The sequence below is a fragment of the Dapis purpurea BLCC-M126 genome (genome assembly GCF_050015975.1).
Lineage (GTDB): Bacteria > Cyanobacteriota > Cyanobacteriia > Cyanobacteriales > Microcoleaceae > Trichodesmium.
The window spans coordinates 1-17,145 of the sequence record NZ_JBNHER010000272.1 but is presented as its reverse complement, the minus strand read 5'-3'; the positions used below and the strand labels follow the sequence as shown (position 1 = coordinate 17,145).

Below are 17,145 nucleotides of genomic sequence, written 5' to 3'. Positions count from 1 at the left end.
AATTTCTATTGCCTATTGCGCAACAAAAGCTACGACGCTAAAAAATCCTTTCCTAAAACTCCCAAAAACAAGAAAAATCCTAGAAACTCAAAGTTACAATCCCCAAGTCCTGTCTTTTATGTCTAAAATAATTAGAAACCAAACTATCCAGTCAAAAACTGGCCTTCATGGTTCATATCAAACGCCTGGAACTGACCAACTTTAAATCCTTCGGTGGCACAACTACGATTCCGTTGCTGCCTGGCTTTACTGTGGTTTCTGGGCCAAACGGTTCTGGCAAATCTAATATTCTCGATGCACTTCTATTTTGTCTGGGCCTATCTACTTCCAAGGGTATGAGAGCTGAACGTCTGCCAGATTTGGTTAACAATAAATTAGCTGGACGTAAAACTGTTGAAACTATTGTTACTGTCACCTTTGATTTAGAGGACCTCTCAAATCAAAATAATGGTCATAAAGAACAAGACTCTTCAGAGTCACAACTACCAGAAGTAGAAGAAAAAGTAGCTGAAGTTTTAGAATCTGAATCTGAAGATCCCTTTGAGATAGCTAATTCTTTTGATTCATTATTGGAGTGGAGTATCTCTCGCCGCCTCCGAGTCACAAAACAAGGTACTTATACTTCTACTTACTATATGAATGGTCAGCCATGTACCCTGACCGAACTTCACGAACAACTAAATCAACTCCGGGTTTACGCCGAAGGATATAATGTTGTGCTTCAGGGTGACGTAACCAGCATTATTTCCATGAAAGCTCGCGAACGCCGGGAAATAATTGATGAATTGGCAGGAGTAGCTCAATTTGACAGAAAAATTTCTCTGGCAAAAGGCAAACTAGACCTTGTGAAAGAACAAGAGGAAAAAAGTCGCATTGTAGAAAAAGAACTGAAAAAACAATGTGACCGTCTTTCCCAAGATTGTGTAAAAGCTAAACAATATCAACAGCTACGAGGGGAACTGGAAGAAAAAAGTCTCTGGCAAACAATACTTAAATGGCAAAATCTCCAAAAACAGGTATGGAAACTTAGAGAAAATATCGAATCAGGCGATCACTCCCTTGCCGAACTTAACCAAAATATTCAGACTAAACAGACTGAAATTCAACAAGCTCAAACTGAACTAGACAAACTTAACGCCCAAGTAAAAGCTTTGGGTGAAGAAGAACTTTTAGCTTTACAGTCAACTCTGGCTACCCAAGAAGCGGAGCGCCGACAACTCCAACAAAAGCAGAAAGAATTAGAAACTACTATTAACCAAACCAAAACCAACCTCAGTCAACTACAAGAAGAAGTAAATAAACACCAGCAAAATTTAGAAGTATTAGCTACAGAAAAAATTCTTCAAACTCAAAATCTCTCATCTTTAGAAGGTACTCGTAACGAAGCCCAAGAAATTCTTAATCAACAACGAGAGTCAGCTAGTGCTATTGCCGATACTGCCGAAGCTTGGGTAAAACAACAAGCTGAACTCCATCATCAAATTGAAACTCTACAGCAAACCCTCAACCCCCAACGGACTGAACAAGCTAGAGTTAGGGAAAAAATTTACCAGTTAGAAAAGCAAATTCAAGAACAAAAAGAGTCCCTAGGAACTCTAGGAGTAGAAATTGAAAATCAGACTAAGTACCACGAACAGGTAAAAGAGTCAAAAGAAGCAGCCAGTTATCAAGTAGAATCTTTGACTAAACAATTAGAAGCTGTGGAACAAGACTTACAAATTCAGCAAGACACTCAAACTCGTCTGCTACAAGAGCAAAGAGATAGACAAAGAAAACTTGATAAATTAGAAGCCCAACAACAAGCAATTCAAGAAGCTACAGGTACTTATGCCACTAAAATGCTACAACAGTCTGGCATTTCTGGGATTTGTGGTTTAGTAGCACAACTAGGGAGAGTCGAACCTAAATATCAACTAGCTTTAGAAATTGCTGCTGGTGGCCGTCTAGGGAATATGGTAGTCGAAAATGATCGAGTGGCAGCCTCCGGGATTGAATTTTTGAAACGACAAAGAGCTGGGAGAATGACATTTTTGCCTTTGAATAAAATTAGACCTCCCAGACTCAATAAAGATAATAGTTTACGCTGGGGAGCAGCAGGGTTTATAGATTATGCGGTAAATTTAATTGACTGTGAACCCCGTTATCAAGAAATTTTTGCTTATGTCTTTGGTTCCACAGTGGTATTTGATACTTTGAATAATGCTAGACAACATTTGGGTCAATATCGGATAGTTACTCTGGATGGGGAAATATTAGAGAGTAGTGGAGCGATGACTGGTGGGAGTATATCGCGACGTTCGGGTAGCTTGCATTTTGGCACTGTTGATGGTAATGATTCGACAGAAATGGGAGAAATGGAAGGTCATAGTCAACGTTTACAGGAAATAGAAATAGTTTTAGAAAGGTGTTTAGTAGAGATTTCTCAATTACAAGAAAATCTGAAAGAGCGATCGCAAGCTTTGATGGAAGGAAAGCAGTATTTTCGGGAAACCCAACTAAAAGTAGAACAAATTGAGGCAGAATTACAAAAATTGACCAAACAACAGGAGCAAGGGCAAGGGCAACTAGAGAAAAATACCCAAGAACTAGCCAATGCTCAAACTAGGTTAGTTTCCCTAGACCAAGAAATTCCAGCTCAGGAAGTCCGATTAACTGCGCTCAGAGAAACTTTGGCCGAGTTGGAAAAATCTCATACTCACAGTGAGTGGCAACAGATGCAGGCTATGATTCGGTCTCAGGAGGCAGTTTTCCAAGAACAGGAAACAGCTTGGCGTGATGCCCAGCAAAAACTACAGGATTTAGAAAATCAACAACAGCTCTTGCAGGAAAAGGTAGAAGCATCTTCCCGTCGCCGTTCAGAATATCAAGAGCAAGAATCAAATGCTCTACTTACCATGAAAGAAGTAAATAGTCAAATTGCAGTTGTGGATGAGCAAATTGCCCAAACTAAAGCAGGCATGGCCAAAGCAGAAGAAAAATTAGGCACAGAAAAACAAAAACGAGACCAAGCAGAGGCAAATCTGCGGGAACTTTATTTAGCTAAACAACAATTAGAATGGCAACTACAAAAACTACAGGAGTCTCAACAGGGACGTCGGGAACAATTGGTCGCTTTGCAAACTCAGTTACAAGAGCAAAAAGTAGAATTGCCTGACCAAATGCCCACAGTGCCGGAGAATATTAAAATCGGAGAATTAGAGAAGGAGGTCAGATCCCTACAGAAACAACTTCAAGCCCTAGAACCTGTAAATATGTTAGCCCTCGAAGAATATGAGCAAACTCAGAAACGACTAGAAGAATTAAGTCAAAAGTTAGCCACTCTGGAAGGGGAGCGGACAGAACTGTTGTTAAGAATAGAAAACTTTACTACCTTGAGACAACGTTCATTTTTTGAGGCTTTTGATGCTGTGAATCAAAATTTTCAGACAATCTTTGCCACACTTTCTGAAGGAGACGGTTATCTCCAACTAGAGGACCAAGAAGATCCCTTTAACAGTGGGTTAAATTTAGTAGCCCACCCCAAAGGAAAGCCAGTACAAAGATTGGCCTCTATGTCTGGAGGAGAAAAGTCTTTAACAGCTTTAAGCTTTATTTTCGCCCTACAACGTTACCGTCCATCTCCTTTTTATGCCTTTGATGAAGTGGATATGTTTCTGGACGGGGCAAATGTAGAGCGATTAGCTAAAATGATAAAACAACAGGCACAACAAGCTCAGTTTATTGTTGTCAGTCTCCGGAGGCCAATGATGGAATCATCTGAACGTACTATCGGCGTTACCCAAGCTAGGGGCGCTCATACCCAAGTTTTAGGGATTAAAATGACTAAATAGGGAATAAGGAGTAGGAAATAGGGAGTAGGGAGTAGGAGGGTATTGTTCAATCTTTTTCCTGTATTGCCTCTATCCAACGGATAACTCCTAACTCAAAAGTTTAATCACGGGCTAAGATACTATGATTGGTTTTATAGACCAAAAGAAGCTGATTGCTGAAATGCTGACTGCTAAATTATTGATAAATTATAATTTTATCTAACTTTTGACTTTTGACTTTTGACTTTTTATTTAAAAATCGGGATTAGACTATAATGACATCTGAAAAAATCCGCCAACGCTCCGAACTGTTAGGAACTCAAATAATTACTCGTGATAAAGGTAAGCGCCTAGGAGTAGTAAGTCAATTATGGGTAGATGTTGATAGACGAGAGGTAGTAGCTATTGGACTACGGGACAATATATTGGCAGTGGCTGGAATACCCAAGTTTATGTTTCTCAAGAATATCCGTGAAATAGGCGATGTTATCTTAGTGGATGATGAAGAAGTAGTAGAAGAAGATATTGATACTGAAGCCTATAGTAGCCTGATCAATAGTGAAGTTTTGACAGAAAATGGCGAACTTTTAGGCAGAGTTAGAGGTTTCAAACTTGACACTAGAGATGGGAAAGTTTTGTCATTGATTATCGCCTCTATCGGTATACCCCAAATTCCAGAGCAATTTATTAGCACTTATGAGCTATCAATTGATGAAATTGTCAGTAGCGGGCCAAATCGTCTAATTGTGTTTGAAGGTTCTGAAGAAAAACTAAAACAGTTAACGGTAGGAGTATTAGAACGTCTAGGTTTAGGGGAAGCTCCTTGGCAAAGAGAAGAAGAGGGATTATATTATCCTCCTACTGTGAAACCTGAGAATCAATTACCTCCAGGAGTACCAGTTACTCGTCAACCTATTCGTACAGTATCATCTCCCGATCAGGAAACATGGGATGAAGACTGGGCTGAACCAGAGCCAATTAGAGGTAGAGTAGTTGAACCAGAACCAGTTTATAATGACTATTATCAGTCAGAAGAGGCTTCTCCTCCACGGCAACTAGAACGAGAAGCAGTTTATGATGACTATTATGAGCCAGAACTTGTAGCCCCCCCATCAGGACGCCAGATCAGACAAGAAACTGCCAATGACGATTACTACGAAGAAGATAATTGGGGAGACTCAGGTACTGAATATGATTATAAAGATGATAAAAATCAGCAGAAAGAGTATCAAGCAACTCCAGAGTATAAATATGATGATGAGATAGAGAAAGATGCTTGGGCTGATGATGAGGCTCCAAAACCTTATCAAGCAACTCGTGTAAATATTCCTCAGAAAACTAAAGTACCAGAATATGAAGAGGAAACAGGTTATTAATTTAGCTTCCTCTGGGATAAGTCCCACGTATAAAAAGTTTTAGCGTGGGATAATTCGCGTTGAATATGGTAGCTAGGTTTTGACATCTCCAGGGGTTGAAACACCCTGGATTCTGTAGTAAATCTACCGCAAATGGGACGGGGCGTTTAAAGTGCGGAAGTAAATTCCGCACGCAGCCCCTCATAAATCCACATTTGCTTAAGCCTGTCAACAGACTCCTAAACTCCTCGGCATAGACCAAAATCTAGCTGTGAGTTTACTTTTTGATTAGCTTTCACGAGTGGTTTTATTCAAGATGTTGGAGCAATAAATCGCTGCTTTAGCTGCCTGCTTGCTTTTCCTACGGAATGCTACGCAAACAGCCGTCGTAGGAAATCAAGTCCCCGTCTCCTGTCTGCCGGAATTTCACCGCACTAGCGCTCTTGTCATGGCGACAAACCTTGTTCCTTATTCCTCTAGTATACCAGGCTTTTACTCCGGGTTAAAACTCCCGTGTCGTTATTCAACCAGGGGATAAATCTTCCGGGAACTTTACTCCCGTTATTTTTTTAGGTTTCCGAGAAAATTTTGCCAGGGGACTATCACCATAATCTTTGATTCACTCCTGAAACTTGTTGCCCTAATACCACAGCCTCCCCTGTCCAATATTCTTGCATCTCGTTAAAAGTTTTAAACTGTTGCCCATAGAGTGGGTTGCCAATAGTCGCTATTTGTGCTATACCATCAACTTGCAAGAGTACGACTGTATGTGCAATATATCCTCCATTTACTTGTTCTTTAACATGTAGCAAAGCTGGTAGGTTTAGGTTTATTAGGTCTTTAGTTTTTAGTGAGTCTCGAACATGGGACGCTAAACCTAGACGATGCAAAGCCCGCATTTCGGCTAGGGTGCTAGTCCCAAATCTATTTGTACCTGTAAGGATAATTGCATCCTTTTCCGAGAAGTTGGGAAAAGTACCAGTTATGCGAGCAATTGTAGCGATGCTAGCAGGAGCGCAAGTGTAGCTTGTTGTCTGTAATACCACTTCTTCAACAACTACTGGTTCCCCTAATAAATTCGTGACGGGAAGAGAATAATGGATCATTCCTGCTAATGGAATTGTGATTATTATTACTGCTAAAATTAGCTTTTGTAAACGTTGGCGATCGCCCTGAATAGGTAATTCGAGACCTAGTAAAAAACCCATGCTCAACCATCCCAAACCCAAGACAAAATCATTAGTATATTCTCCAATATATAATAAAATAATATTGGGAAACAATTTTGGGTTAGCTTTCGCACTTAGTAAAAATGTGATGATAACTGTAGCTAGAAATATTAATATTATATAAGTTAATCTTTGATGATTTACTAAAGCATTTTCTGCTGTTATTCCTCTATCTGCTAACTTCTTACCGAGGTATAATCCTAGTATTATTGAAACCAAGCAAATCAAAGCAATTACAATCATTTTTATCAGATTTGATGGAAAAATACATTAGACATCTCCAGAAATTAAGTTGGCGTCATTGAATTGGAAAGATTTGAGATTAATTTGGAAAAAGAATAGATTATAGCAGTTATCTTATATCATGTCCGGATAATCAGTGATAAAAAAGTTTTTGTTTGTAGTAGGGCTTCAGCCCGATATATACTTACGGGCTGAGAGCTATTCTACGAACTTTAATTATAACTATTCAACCGGACACGATATTACTCATTTATATATATTTTTTCCTTCTTCTCTGTTACCTGTTCCCTAAAAATATCGAATATATCACAACTCAAATCATATTGCTATATATGATATCATGTTCGCTTAAATAGTTACTTAGGGTTTGCGGGTTTGTTGAATAAATATAAAAGTGTCTACAGATAAAGCTTTTGGCATTTTAAGCCTGGAAAAAGTGCGCTCGCTTTGAGTTAAAAAGCCTCAAAAAGTTAGTATTAATAGCAAGATGTGCACATAGAAATTGATGGATAATTCTTCCGAGTGCCTTCTCTAAATTTATTACCGAAATATTGTGGTTTAAAGCCTCCCCTTTTAAGGGGATAATAAATAAAAATTTTCCTGTTCGTCAATCCTCTTATTTTCAATGAGAGGTAATTCTAAATTCTTAATTATTAATTCTTGAATCCTCCTGTCTCCTATCTCCTGACTCCTACCCTCACCCATAAGACTTTTGAGCGCAAACCCTACTTATCCATAGCATTTTTAACATTATTTTTTCACAGTTGACATGAACAATTTCGTTGTTTTTTAGCTTTTTGTAGTGCTTGTTCTGCTAGAGAAATTAATTCTGCTGATGAGTTATTTTCTTGGGGAACCATACCTGATATGCCAATACTAATTGTGACAAATTCATTAATTGGAGATTGACTATGAATAATTTTGAGATTTTCCACTTCTGATCTAATATTTTCAGCAATAATCAAAGCACCTTCAGTATTAGTATTAGGTAGAATTATTGCAAATTCTTCTCCTCCATAACGAGCTACTAAATATTCGGGAGTATTCGCAATTTTCTGAATAGTTTTTGCTATTTTTTTTAGACAATCATCTCCAGCTTGATGACCATAATTATCATTGTATAATTTGAACAAATCTAAATCACAAATAATTAAGGATAGAGGCAAATTTTCCAGTTTCATTCTCTGCCATTCTTGCTCTAGGTATTGATCGAAGCGATGACGATTAGCTATTTGAGTTAAACCATCTAGAGTAGCAAGTAGAGATAATCTTTGATTAGCTAATTTGAGAATATATTCAGCTTTTTTACTTTGCATTACTACTCCTAAATGAGTTCCTACTATTTTCACTAAATCAATCAAATGCTGATTTTTTGCCAGAGTTTCTTTCTTAAAAAAAACCAAAATTGCTAATACCCGATCGTTCCACAAAATTGGCACAGCAAAAGCAGATTTTAATCCCATTTTTAAAGCAATATCATAACGTTGAAAAACTGTAGGTGATGTTTCAGAAATATCCTCTATCCATTCTGCCTCTTGAGCTTGCCACACTCTACCTACTAAATCTACATTAGAAGTAAAAGTTAATCTTTTGCTATAATTTTGAAACTGAGAAAAATCCTGTGAATTAAGATAGCAAGATTGATTATAAACAAGTCTAGAATTATCAGAACTAGGAATCCAAGCTTCACCAAAATCACACCTAATATTTGCACAAATATGGTTGAGGGTAACTTCTAGTGCGGAATGAATATCTAAGGTAGCACTAATAGCTGGAGTAGTTGACAAGAAAAAACGCAGTTTTTCTTCAGCACTTTGACGTTCAATACATTCTTTTTGCAGATCTAAATTTTTCTCTTTTAATTCCATTTGTAACTGATAAATAGATAGTTGATTTTCGACTCGTGCTAACACTTCTCTAAGTTGAAAAGGCTTAGTAATATAATCTCTACCTCCTACTTCAAATGCTCTAACTTTATCTACTTCTTCACTATAAGCACTAATAAAAATGATTGGTATTTCTTTGGTTTGTTCCAAAGATTTTAATTTTTGGCATACTTCATAACCATCTATATCTGGTAAATTAATATCAAGTAATATCAAATCTGGTTTAGCAATTTGTGCGCCATTAATTGCAATCCTGCCATTAATAGCTTTCCTAACATGATACCCATGATGCTCAAGCATCGTTGATAATAATCGCAAATTTTCTGGTGCATCATCAACGACTAAAATATTATCTGGTAAATCCTGAGAGTTTTTTTTATTCATCTATTCCTCACTTTCTATCAACTCAAGGATAACATCTAAACGAAAGTTTTCTACTAAATTTGTTAAGTAATTAATTAGTTTAACCTCTGTTTGAGGAATTTGCTGAATTAGTTCATTTATCTGATGCTCATTCATAGATAATACAGCAAAATGTAATTCTTCTAACCATTTAGCAGACATCATACTCAAAGATTGTTTTGTAAGTTTTGTTTGATGTGTTACAGCAATAGAATTTGATGCCAAATTTTCAGATAAATAATTTAGTCCCAAATGATTAGCTAATTTTTCTAGCAATAGATCTGCTGAAAAAGGTTTAGCAATAAAATCATCACAACCAGCAGCCAAAATAGCATCACGATTTTCATCAAAAGCATTAGCAGTTAAAGCAATAATAGTAGTAGCTTTACCGAAGGTTGTTTCCTTAATAATTTTAGTTGCTTCATAACCATCCATAACAGGCATAATAATATCCATCAAAATTAAATGTGGTTGCCAAGTTTTCCAAATAGATATAGCTTCTTCACCATTCTCGGCAATCTGGATTTGAAATCCTAAAGGCTCAAGTAACTGTATTAATAATTGACTGTTTTCTTTGACATCTTCAGCTACTAAGATTCGATAACTGGGCTGATTAGATTCTAATCCTACTATTCTTTGTTGATTAGATAATGTTTTTTCTCCTAATATATCTTTTAATTCTTCTGGGACTTTGGTGATAATTTCAAAGGTAAAATTTGTCCCTTTTTCTACTTGACTCCTAACAGATATTTCTCCCCCCATTAACTTAACAAATTTACGACTAATAGGTAGACCCAATCCTGTTCCTTCTATTGATTTTCTACCTGTAGTAGTTTGTACAAAAGGCTCAAACAAAGCATCTATTTCTGATTCATTAATCCCTGGGCCAGTATCTATAATAGAAAATTTTATCTTTCCTAAATAGTCACTATTAGATACTGACAAACTAACTTTTCCTTTAGATGTAAACTTGATAGCATTACCTATAAGATTAATCAGAATTTGACGCAATTTTCCTTCATCCGCAGTAATAATTTGAGGTAGATCATCTGCTAATTCAAATAATAGCTCTAAACCTTTTTGGCTTGCTTTGACACTCAGCATATCTTGCAGATTTTGCAGAAAATCATATAAATCAAATAAATTTTCCTTGAGTGTAATTTTACCAGCCTCAATTTTAGACATAGATAAAATATCATTAATCAAATTTAGTAAATGCTCCCCACTATGATTAATAATTTCTACTTGCTCAATTTGATCCTCATTTAAAGAATCATCACGCGCTAACAATTGACTAAAACCTAAAATGGCATTTAAAGGAGTACGTAACTCATGACTCATAGAAGCAAGAAAATTACTCTTAGCAAAGTTAGCAGTTTCTGCAGCTTCTTTAGCATTTTTCAGATCAATTTCTGCTTGCTTATGTTCAATAATTAAACCAGTTAATCTCGCTAAAGATGCAAGTATTTCTAAATCTCTTGTTTCTGGTGTTTTGCTGCGCGACATGAAACGTTTATTGCGAAAGTACATCACAAAAACACCTACAACTTCCTCTTCTCCACCAGAAAAAATTGGTTCAAGCCAACAAGAATGCAAACCACTAGATAAAGCTTGCTGCTTTAGACTTGCAAATTGAGGATTATTAACAATATCCTCAATAATTACCCGTTGATGAAGATTAATTACTGCGCTAAAAGAACAAAGATTTTTCCAAGGTATAGGATCAATAGCTTGAAGCCAAACTTGAGGAACATTAGGAGCGACAAAAGGACGTAAATATTCACCATTTTCTTCTAGTAAGATAATCGCAGAATTTAGTAATGGTAATATTTTGTCAATTTGAGTTGTTAATTCTAATAAAATCTCATGTAATGATTTACCTTGAGCTACCATTTTTAGGGCAGTATTTTGTGCATTTTCTAATAACTCTTGCTGCTGACGCTCAGTAATATCAATGGCAATAGAAGCAAATCCAATAATTATTCCTTCTGGGTTTAACAGAGGTGTATTATACCACTCACAAACAATTGTTTTACCTGTTTTAGTTAAGTTTTCAGTAATTATGTAGTTGCCACTCAGAGGCATTTCAATTATACTTTTCACCAGGCCGTTATTATTTTCAGGAACTATCCATTCTAATGCTTTCTTACCTATTATCTCCTTAGAAGTGTAGCCAAAAATTAATTCTGCACTATGATTCCAGGCCACAATTTCCCACTCATTATTCCATTCAATCACTCCAACTGGAGTATTTTGTAACAGGAATGAAAGTCTTTGCTGGGAACCTTTAAGTTTTTCCTCTGCTTGTAAACGTTCTAACTCTGCTCCCACTCGTGCCGCAAAAATTTTCAAAATTAACTCTTGAGAGGAACTAAGATTCATTGGTAAGACATCCATCACTCCTAACACACCAATAATTTTACCTTCAGAATTATATAGAGGGATACCCCAATAACTTTCTATGCCCAATTCAATTAACAAAGAAGCTTGAGGGAAAATTTGTTGTAAGGACTCTGGATAATGACAAATTTTACCCTCCAATACTTTCTCACAGGGAGCGTATAGCGAGGAAGTAAAAATCTGACTTTTTATTTCTGAACCAGTCCAAAATGCTCTCAATTGAAGCATATTGTTTGATTCTATTAATTCACTAATGCAAACATAGGGAACTTGTAAAAATTGAGCTATATTCTGAACACAAGCATGGAAAAAATTGTTGCCTGTATGAGGTGCAGTTCCTTCAACAATAAAACGCAGAGCATCTTCCCGTTCTTTTTGCTCTGTCACATCAATGCCAAAGGATTGAAATTCAATGAAATTTTGGTCTGGATTGATAATTGGTTGATTTGTCCAACTCAACCATCGTAGTTCTCCTGAAGCAGATTTCATCTGATTTTCTATAATTTTTGGACTAATTGATTCAATCTTTTTATAACTTAATCCTTCTATGAATGGGAAAAATTTAGTGCCTAATAGTTCACTTGAAGATCTACCAAAAAATTGACAGTAGTAGTGGTTAACAAATGTGAGTGTACCATCTGACTTCCATCTACAAACCAGTACACTATCCTGTGACTCTACCAACTCTCGATAACGAATTTCACTTTCTCTTAAAGCTTCTTCCATCTGTTTGCGATCGCTAATATCCTGATGAGAAATTACCATCCTCTCTGGAATACCATTGTCATCCCAAAGAGCTTGTCCCTTAGCTGAAATCCATTTATAGATACCATCTTTACAGACTGTTTGGTATTCAATACTGAAGTGTGAATGGTTTTGCTCTAGGTACTCCTCTAAAAAATTTATCACCCTATTATAATCATCTGGATGAATACGACTGCACCATTCATCATAATGGGATCTAATTTGATATTCCTTATACCCCCATATTGCTTTTAATCTTGGTGAGATAAAGGCTTCATTAGTTTTAATATTCCAGTCAAAAATCCCTTCATTATTACCTTTTAATACTAACTGCCAACGTTCCTCACTTTTTTTGAGTGATTCTTCTATCTGTCTGCGAATTTGGATTTCTTGCTGTAAAATTTGATTTTGCTGCCCCAACTCTTGTAGTCGTTGTTTTTCCTGCACCAGAAGATGTACTTGGAAAATTGCAATACCTAATTGAGCTGCTACTGCTTCTAATAACTCTTTTTCTTCTACTGTCCAATGACGCATATGAGTACATTGATGCAAACCGATCGCTCCATTAGTTTTCCCTTGATAGGAAGTTCTAATTACCATCAGTGACTTAACATTGAGTTGTTCGCATAAAGGTAAAGCTGTTTTGAGCAAAGGTTCAGCATAAATATCATCAGTAACGATAGTTGAATCTTGTGACAACATTAATTCCCCATGTTTATTACCTAATATAGGTATTTCTAAATTAGAAATTAAATATTGATCGGAACTTTCATAATGAGCAACTATCGGAATTCTTGGTATAGGAAATTCTGTATAAGTATGAATCAAGCAACGATCTACATTGAGAACTTTTGCTATTTGAATTGCTGCTGTTTCGTATACTTGCACTGGTTCCAAATTAGAGCGAATTTTGTCAGTAATTTTTCTGAGCAATAATGCTTGTTGTATTTGTTTCTCTAGGGAAACTTTGGCTGTAAAAAGATCCATTTCTGCAGCTATGCGGTTAGTCACATCCATCTGTACAGCTATATAGTGAGTTAAACTACCGTAGTCATCATATACTGGAGAAATTGTGATTTCATTCCAAAATTTGCTACCATCTTTGCGCATATTTTGTAATACTACTTGGCATTTTTTCCCCGTAGCGATCGCCTCTTTCATTTCCTGTATTTCTGGTTGATTGGTATCGGTATATTCTAAAAAAGGATAATTTCTACCAATAACTTCTTCTATTGAGTAACCCGTAATTTTTTCAAAACCTGAATTAACATATATTATGGGTTGATTATCTGAAGTTACATCACAAATTACTATTCCTTGAGGTGCTGTAAATATTGCTCTTTCTAATAGTTTTAAACGTTCTTGTTGGTTATGACGTTTTGTAACATCTTTCATTGTCAGCAGATAAGCGATTTGATTTTCCCAAATTATTTCTCCTATCCGTGTTTCTAGAAATATCAATTTTCCTAATTTTTGTCGAACATATATTTCTATTTCATTACCATCTATAAAGGGCAAACCAATTTCTTCACCGATTAAATCGGCTGCCGATCTTTGCCATAATAATTCTGTGGCCTGATTCACAAAAACTATTTTACCTTCTCTATCAATAATCATCAGACCTTCTGAAATATTAGTAATAATTGCGGATAAATTTTTTTCTATCTGTTTCTTAATTTCTATTTCCTGCTGTAGTTGCTGATTTTTTTCTTCTAATTGTAGATGCAGTTTTTTAATAGTGATTTGATTGTCTATTCTTGCAAATAATTCTTGAGAATGAACTGGTTTACTAATATAATCTATTCCTCCGGCCGCAAATCCTTTTACTTTTTCACCAATATCAGATAAAGCACTTAAAAAAATCACTGGTATATTGGCAGTTTTAGGATTAGCTTTTAACTGTCTACATACTTGATAACCATCTATTTCTGGCATCATCACATCCATTAATATTAAATCTACTGTATTGGTATTTGCAGATTTTAATGCTTCTTCACCAGAATTTGTCTGGATCAAGTTATATCCATTCTGAGTGATAATATGAGAAATCACATATAAATTATCAGGCTGATCATCTACTACCAGAATTGTAATTTCGTTGTTGTTCATAATTCTTTATTTTTAGGCGTTAAGAGTTTTAGTATTCGCTCCTTGTACCTCATTTATCCGAAATCTACTGTATATCTTCTCTAGCAAATAATTATAGGTAGTTGTGCAACATAAGTTTCCTAGTTAAAAAAGGAAATATATCCAAAAAGCAACTTTGTGTTGACTGAATCTGTAATTAATTTTTTCTCGGTACTTATAAGAGTTTTCAGATTAATCAGGTAGAGTATTTTCTTCTTTTCAGTGAGCCTCTATTCATCTTTTTTTCTGTATTAACTGAAAGTCTCAAAAAGGCGATAACTTAAATTATCGCCTTGACTCTTGACTAAAAACTGATAAACTAACTACTTTAAGAATAGAGGTTAAATAATCTTTAACGACCAGCTTTATCTCTTTGTTGACGTCTGCGATCGCGCCATTCAGAAGCCGTTAAATATATAATTCCTACTGTCACAATTAACATTAATCCTGATGCTGCTATAGCCATGATGTTTATTGCTGTAAATTCCACAACTCCTCCTGGTAATAATTAATAATTAATAATTGTAGCAGTTTTATGGTAAGGATTCAGGTGAGAGCGATCGCTTAACAGGTATTGAGTGTATAAATTCAGGAAATCTGCCAGAGCTTGACAAAAAATCAAACTACGGTAAAGTAAGGATATGAGTGAATCACAAGCATCCCTAATATCATGTCCGGTAGCATCTGTATTGTATAGTGAAGGTAAGGAAGAAGGAAGAAGGAAGACGGAAGAAGGCTTAAAAGCTTGAAAAAACGTAAATTTCCTGTAAATATTCACCCTTGGTTTTACACAAACTATACCAGCGGACATGATATAACTCCGGAAAATCTCAACCAGTTGTCAAAGAAGGAACTGGTGAGGATGCTATTGGCTCCACAAAAAGCGATCGAAAAACAGAATGCGAGAAATTGAAAAATTAAGAATTAGTAGAGATTTAGATAGCAAAAGTTCCTCCAAACCAGCATCAACAGATCGTCAAGATTCAGGTCAAAGCGATATAGCTGTCGCACTTGCTCCGCCAACGCTATAGAATGATTTAGGTATCAGATGTAGGAATCAGAGAAAGAGCTGATAAGTCATCATCATCTAGAGCGATACGACTGACACCACGCTCCGCGAACGCCTTTAAAGACTGCTCAAAGAAATCAATCACTGAACGTCCCTGACGACGACAGGTTTGGACTACAGTCAGTAAATTTGCTGTGTGTTGAAATCTTTCCATGCTTCTGGAGCCACCACTTACCTTTCGTTTAGTGATAGCTAGCCTTAATGAGCGCTCTGCTAGATTATTATCAGGAGGAATTTCTGGGTGATGGAGAAAATACCACCATTGGTCTGCTTTGAGCTTGAGCGAGCGTAACAATTTTCCGGCCTCATAACCTGCTTTGTTGCTCCATTGTTTGAGTGTTGAGTCTACCTTGTGTTTAAATCTAACAGCCCAGTGACGATAAACGTCACCCTCTTGATTTTCTTGCCATTGGCTATAATGACAAAATCCCTCATCAATTAAGTCTTTAAAAGCTTTCCCAATGGCTTGATTGTTTTCCCCAGGTAGTTGAATCAATCGTTGAAAGTGACGACGTAGATGGGCTAGACATTTCTGTTGAGCTTTGACTGGATAGCCATTGTACACACTTAAATCATCACTACTAATTACACCATTGTACTCACTACCTAACTGGGATTCTAACTCCGCACGACTCCTAGTGTCTGCCGCCCGGAATAGACAGAAATCTTGATTGGTAAAGACCCACAACCATTCTTTAACTCCTTTAACTGGCCAAGGCGTTTCATCTATATGAATTGAGGGTTGTTCTGTTTTTACCCAATTTGATAACTGTTCTACATGAGGTTTTATTGCTGATTCCAACCTTTGATTGGTATTAACTAAAGTCCCTAAGCCAATATCAATTTTCCCCAACTCCCATAACATCTCTTGTTGTTTTTCGTAGGGTAGATGTCCATAATTACCTAACCATCCCAGGAAAGCTTGTAGCTTTACCCCTAAATCTTGTCCTGGTATCATTTCTGTAGACCAAGAAGCTGATGTCACGGTACCACATCTGCGACATTGGCATCTGTAACGATGGTACTCAACTATCTCAATGGGTTTGTCTACCAGTTGTGCTACTTGTTGGGTTTCTACTTCTATCGGCTCACTTAAAAATTCTGTTTGACCACAATTAATACATACAGAAGGTTTGAGGATTTCGATTCTGTCTATTCTGGAAAATCCTTGACGAGTCTTTCCCTGATGGCCTGGTTGACCTCCGGGGAGTCTCTTTTTTGGCTCGGACTTTGGATTATCTTCAGAGTGTTTTGCTGTTTCTGACTTTTTTAGTATATCTGTTGATGGTGGTTTGGAGGAACTTTTGCTGTCCAAATCTCGACTAATTTTTAGTTTCTCAATTTCTCGTTCTAGTTTTTCGATCACTTTTTTTTGAGCCAATAGCATCCTTACCAGTTCCTTCTTTGACAACTGGTTGAGATTTTCCGGAGTTAGGGATGCTTGTGACTCACTCATATCCTTACTTTACCGTAGTTTGATTTTTTGTCAAGCTCTGGCAGATTTCCTAAATTTATACACTCAATACCTGTTAAGCGATCGCTCTCACCTGAATCCTTACGTTTTATGGTTGAAGAGGTAGAAAGTTTTAAGACTTTACAGAATAGGGAACCTAAATTAGTATTAAACTGTACCCACCCAGTAAAAAAATAAAAAAAATTTCTTTTAATCAACTTGAAGTTTCCTCCTTATTAACAATAAATCCTTGATTTTTCACACAAGTAAAAGAGAATGGGGAGTAGAAAAAAATTACCGAATTATTAATTATTAATTGTTAATTAAATAATTGTGGTTTAAAGCCTCCCCTTGGATAGGGGAAAAAGCGGTTGAGGGATGGCGAGGTTTCCCGCTCTTACAGAGCCGCTCCGCTAACGCCATATCCA

At 36.4% G+C, this 17,145-nt stretch carries 9 protein-coding genes and 1 pseudogene; 3 read left to right on the top strand and 7 right to left on the bottom strand.

The features are described from left to right. Positions 1 to 167: 167 nt before the first annotated feature. Positions 168 to 3,830 (top strand): chromosome segregation protein SMC, encoded by a 3,663-nt coding sequence (gene smc / locus ACP6PL_RS24965; RefSeq protein WP_426548030.1) that lies wholly within the window; start codon positions 168 to 170, stop codon positions 3,828 to 3,830. A gap of 254 nt (positions 3,831 to 4,084) precedes the next feature. Continuing rightward, a complete protein-coding gene (locus ACP6PL_RS24960; protein ID WP_426548029.1) occupies positions 4,085 to 5,185 on the top strand; it encodes a PRC-barrel domain-containing protein in 1,101 nt (366 codons plus the stop codon). A gap of 581 nt (positions 5,186 to 5,766) precedes the next feature. Here the strand turns inward: ACP6PL_RS24960 and ACP6PL_RS24955 are convergent. The 5 genes from ACP6PL_RS24955 to ACP6PL_RS24935 form a co-directional block, all read right to left on the bottom strand. Then, entirely contained in the window at positions 5,767 to 6,636 is an 870-nt protein-coding gene (locus tag ACP6PL_RS24955; RefSeq protein WP_426548028.1) for a cysteine peptidase family C39 domain-containing protein, read from the bottom strand. 758 nt (positions 6,637 to 7,394) lie between these two features. Beyond that, positions 7,395 to 8,906, bottom strand: a complete 1,512-nt coding sequence (locus ACP6PL_RS24950; RefSeq protein ID WP_426548027.1) for a diguanylate cyclase domain-containing protein — start codon at positions 8,904 to 8,906, stop codon at positions 7,395 to 7,397. Continuing rightward, a complete protein-coding gene (locus tag ACP6PL_RS24945) occupies positions 8,907 to 14,177 on the bottom strand; it encodes a PAS domain S-box protein (protein WP_426548026.1) in 5,271 nt (1,756 codons plus the stop codon). 370 nt (positions 14,178 to 14,547) lie between these two features. After that, the gene (locus tag ACP6PL_RS24940; protein WP_426548025.1) at positions 14,548 to 14,685 is read right to left on the bottom strand and encodes a hypothetical protein; all 138 of its coding nucleotides are present in this window, start codon (positions 14,683 to 14,685) and stop codon (positions 14,548 to 14,550) included. Positions 14,686 to 14,703: 18 nt separating this feature from the next. Beyond that, positions 14,704 to 15,006 (bottom strand): hypothetical protein, encoded by a 303-nt coding sequence (locus ACP6PL_RS24935; protein WP_426548079.1) that lies wholly within the window; start codon positions 15,004 to 15,006, stop codon positions 14,704 to 14,706. Between the two features lie 3 nt (positions 15,007 to 15,009). On the opposite strand from ACP6PL_RS24935, the pseudogene ACP6PL_RS24930 reads away from it, so the two are divergent. After that, positions 15,010 to 15,169 (top strand): annotated as a pseudogene (locus tag ACP6PL_RS24930) (IS66 family transposase); the annotation flags it as partial. A gap of 63 nt (positions 15,170 to 15,232) precedes the next feature. Here the strand turns inward: ACP6PL_RS24930 and tnpC are convergent. Continuing rightward, complete coding sequence (gene tnpC, locus ACP6PL_RS24925; RefSeq protein WP_426548024.1) at positions 15,233 to 16,720, bottom strand: IS66 family transposase; 1,488 nt, start codon at positions 16,718 to 16,720, stop codon at positions 15,233 to 15,235. Beyond that, positions 16,717 to 16,935 carry a hypothetical protein gene (locus tag ACP6PL_RS24920; protein WP_426548023.1) on the bottom strand — a complete coding sequence of 73 codons (219 nt, stop codon included), beginning with the start codon at positions 16,933 to 16,935 and terminating at the stop codon, positions 16,717 to 16,719. Before ACP6PL_RS24920 ends, tnpC begins: the two co-directional genes overlap by 4 nt. Between the last annotated feature and the right edge of the window lie 210 nt (positions 16,936 to 17,145).

What these genes read in the sequence shown, in the direction of transcription:
- ACP6PL_RS24960 (WP_426548029.1), top strand. Translation starts at nt 4,085, where the DNA reads ATGACATCTGAAAAAATCCGCCAACGCTCCGAACTGTTAGGAACTCAA.
- ACP6PL_RS24945 (WP_426548026.1), bottom strand. Translation starts at nt 14,177, where the DNA reads ATGAACAACAACGAAATTACAATTCTGGTAGTAGATGATCAGCCTGAT.
- tnpC (WP_426548024.1), bottom strand. Translation starts at nt 16,720, where the DNA reads ATGAGTGAGTCACAAGCATCCCTAACTCCGGAAAATCTCAACCAGTTG.
- smc (WP_426548030.1), top strand. Translation starts at nt 168, where the DNA reads ATGGTTCATATCAAACGCCTGGAACTGACCAACTTTAAATCCTTCGGT.
- ACP6PL_RS24955 (WP_426548028.1), bottom strand. Translation starts at nt 6,636, where the DNA reads ATGATTGTAATTGCTTTGATTTGCTTGGTTTCAATAATACTAGGATTA.
- ACP6PL_RS24950 (WP_426548027.1), bottom strand. Translation starts at nt 8,906, where the DNA reads ATGAATAAAAAAAACTCTCAGGATTTACCAGATAATATTTTAGTCGTT.
- ACP6PL_RS24935 (WP_426548079.1), bottom strand. Translation starts at nt 15,006, where the DNA reads ATGTCCGCTGGTATAGTTTGTGTAAAACCAAGGGTGAATATTTACAGG.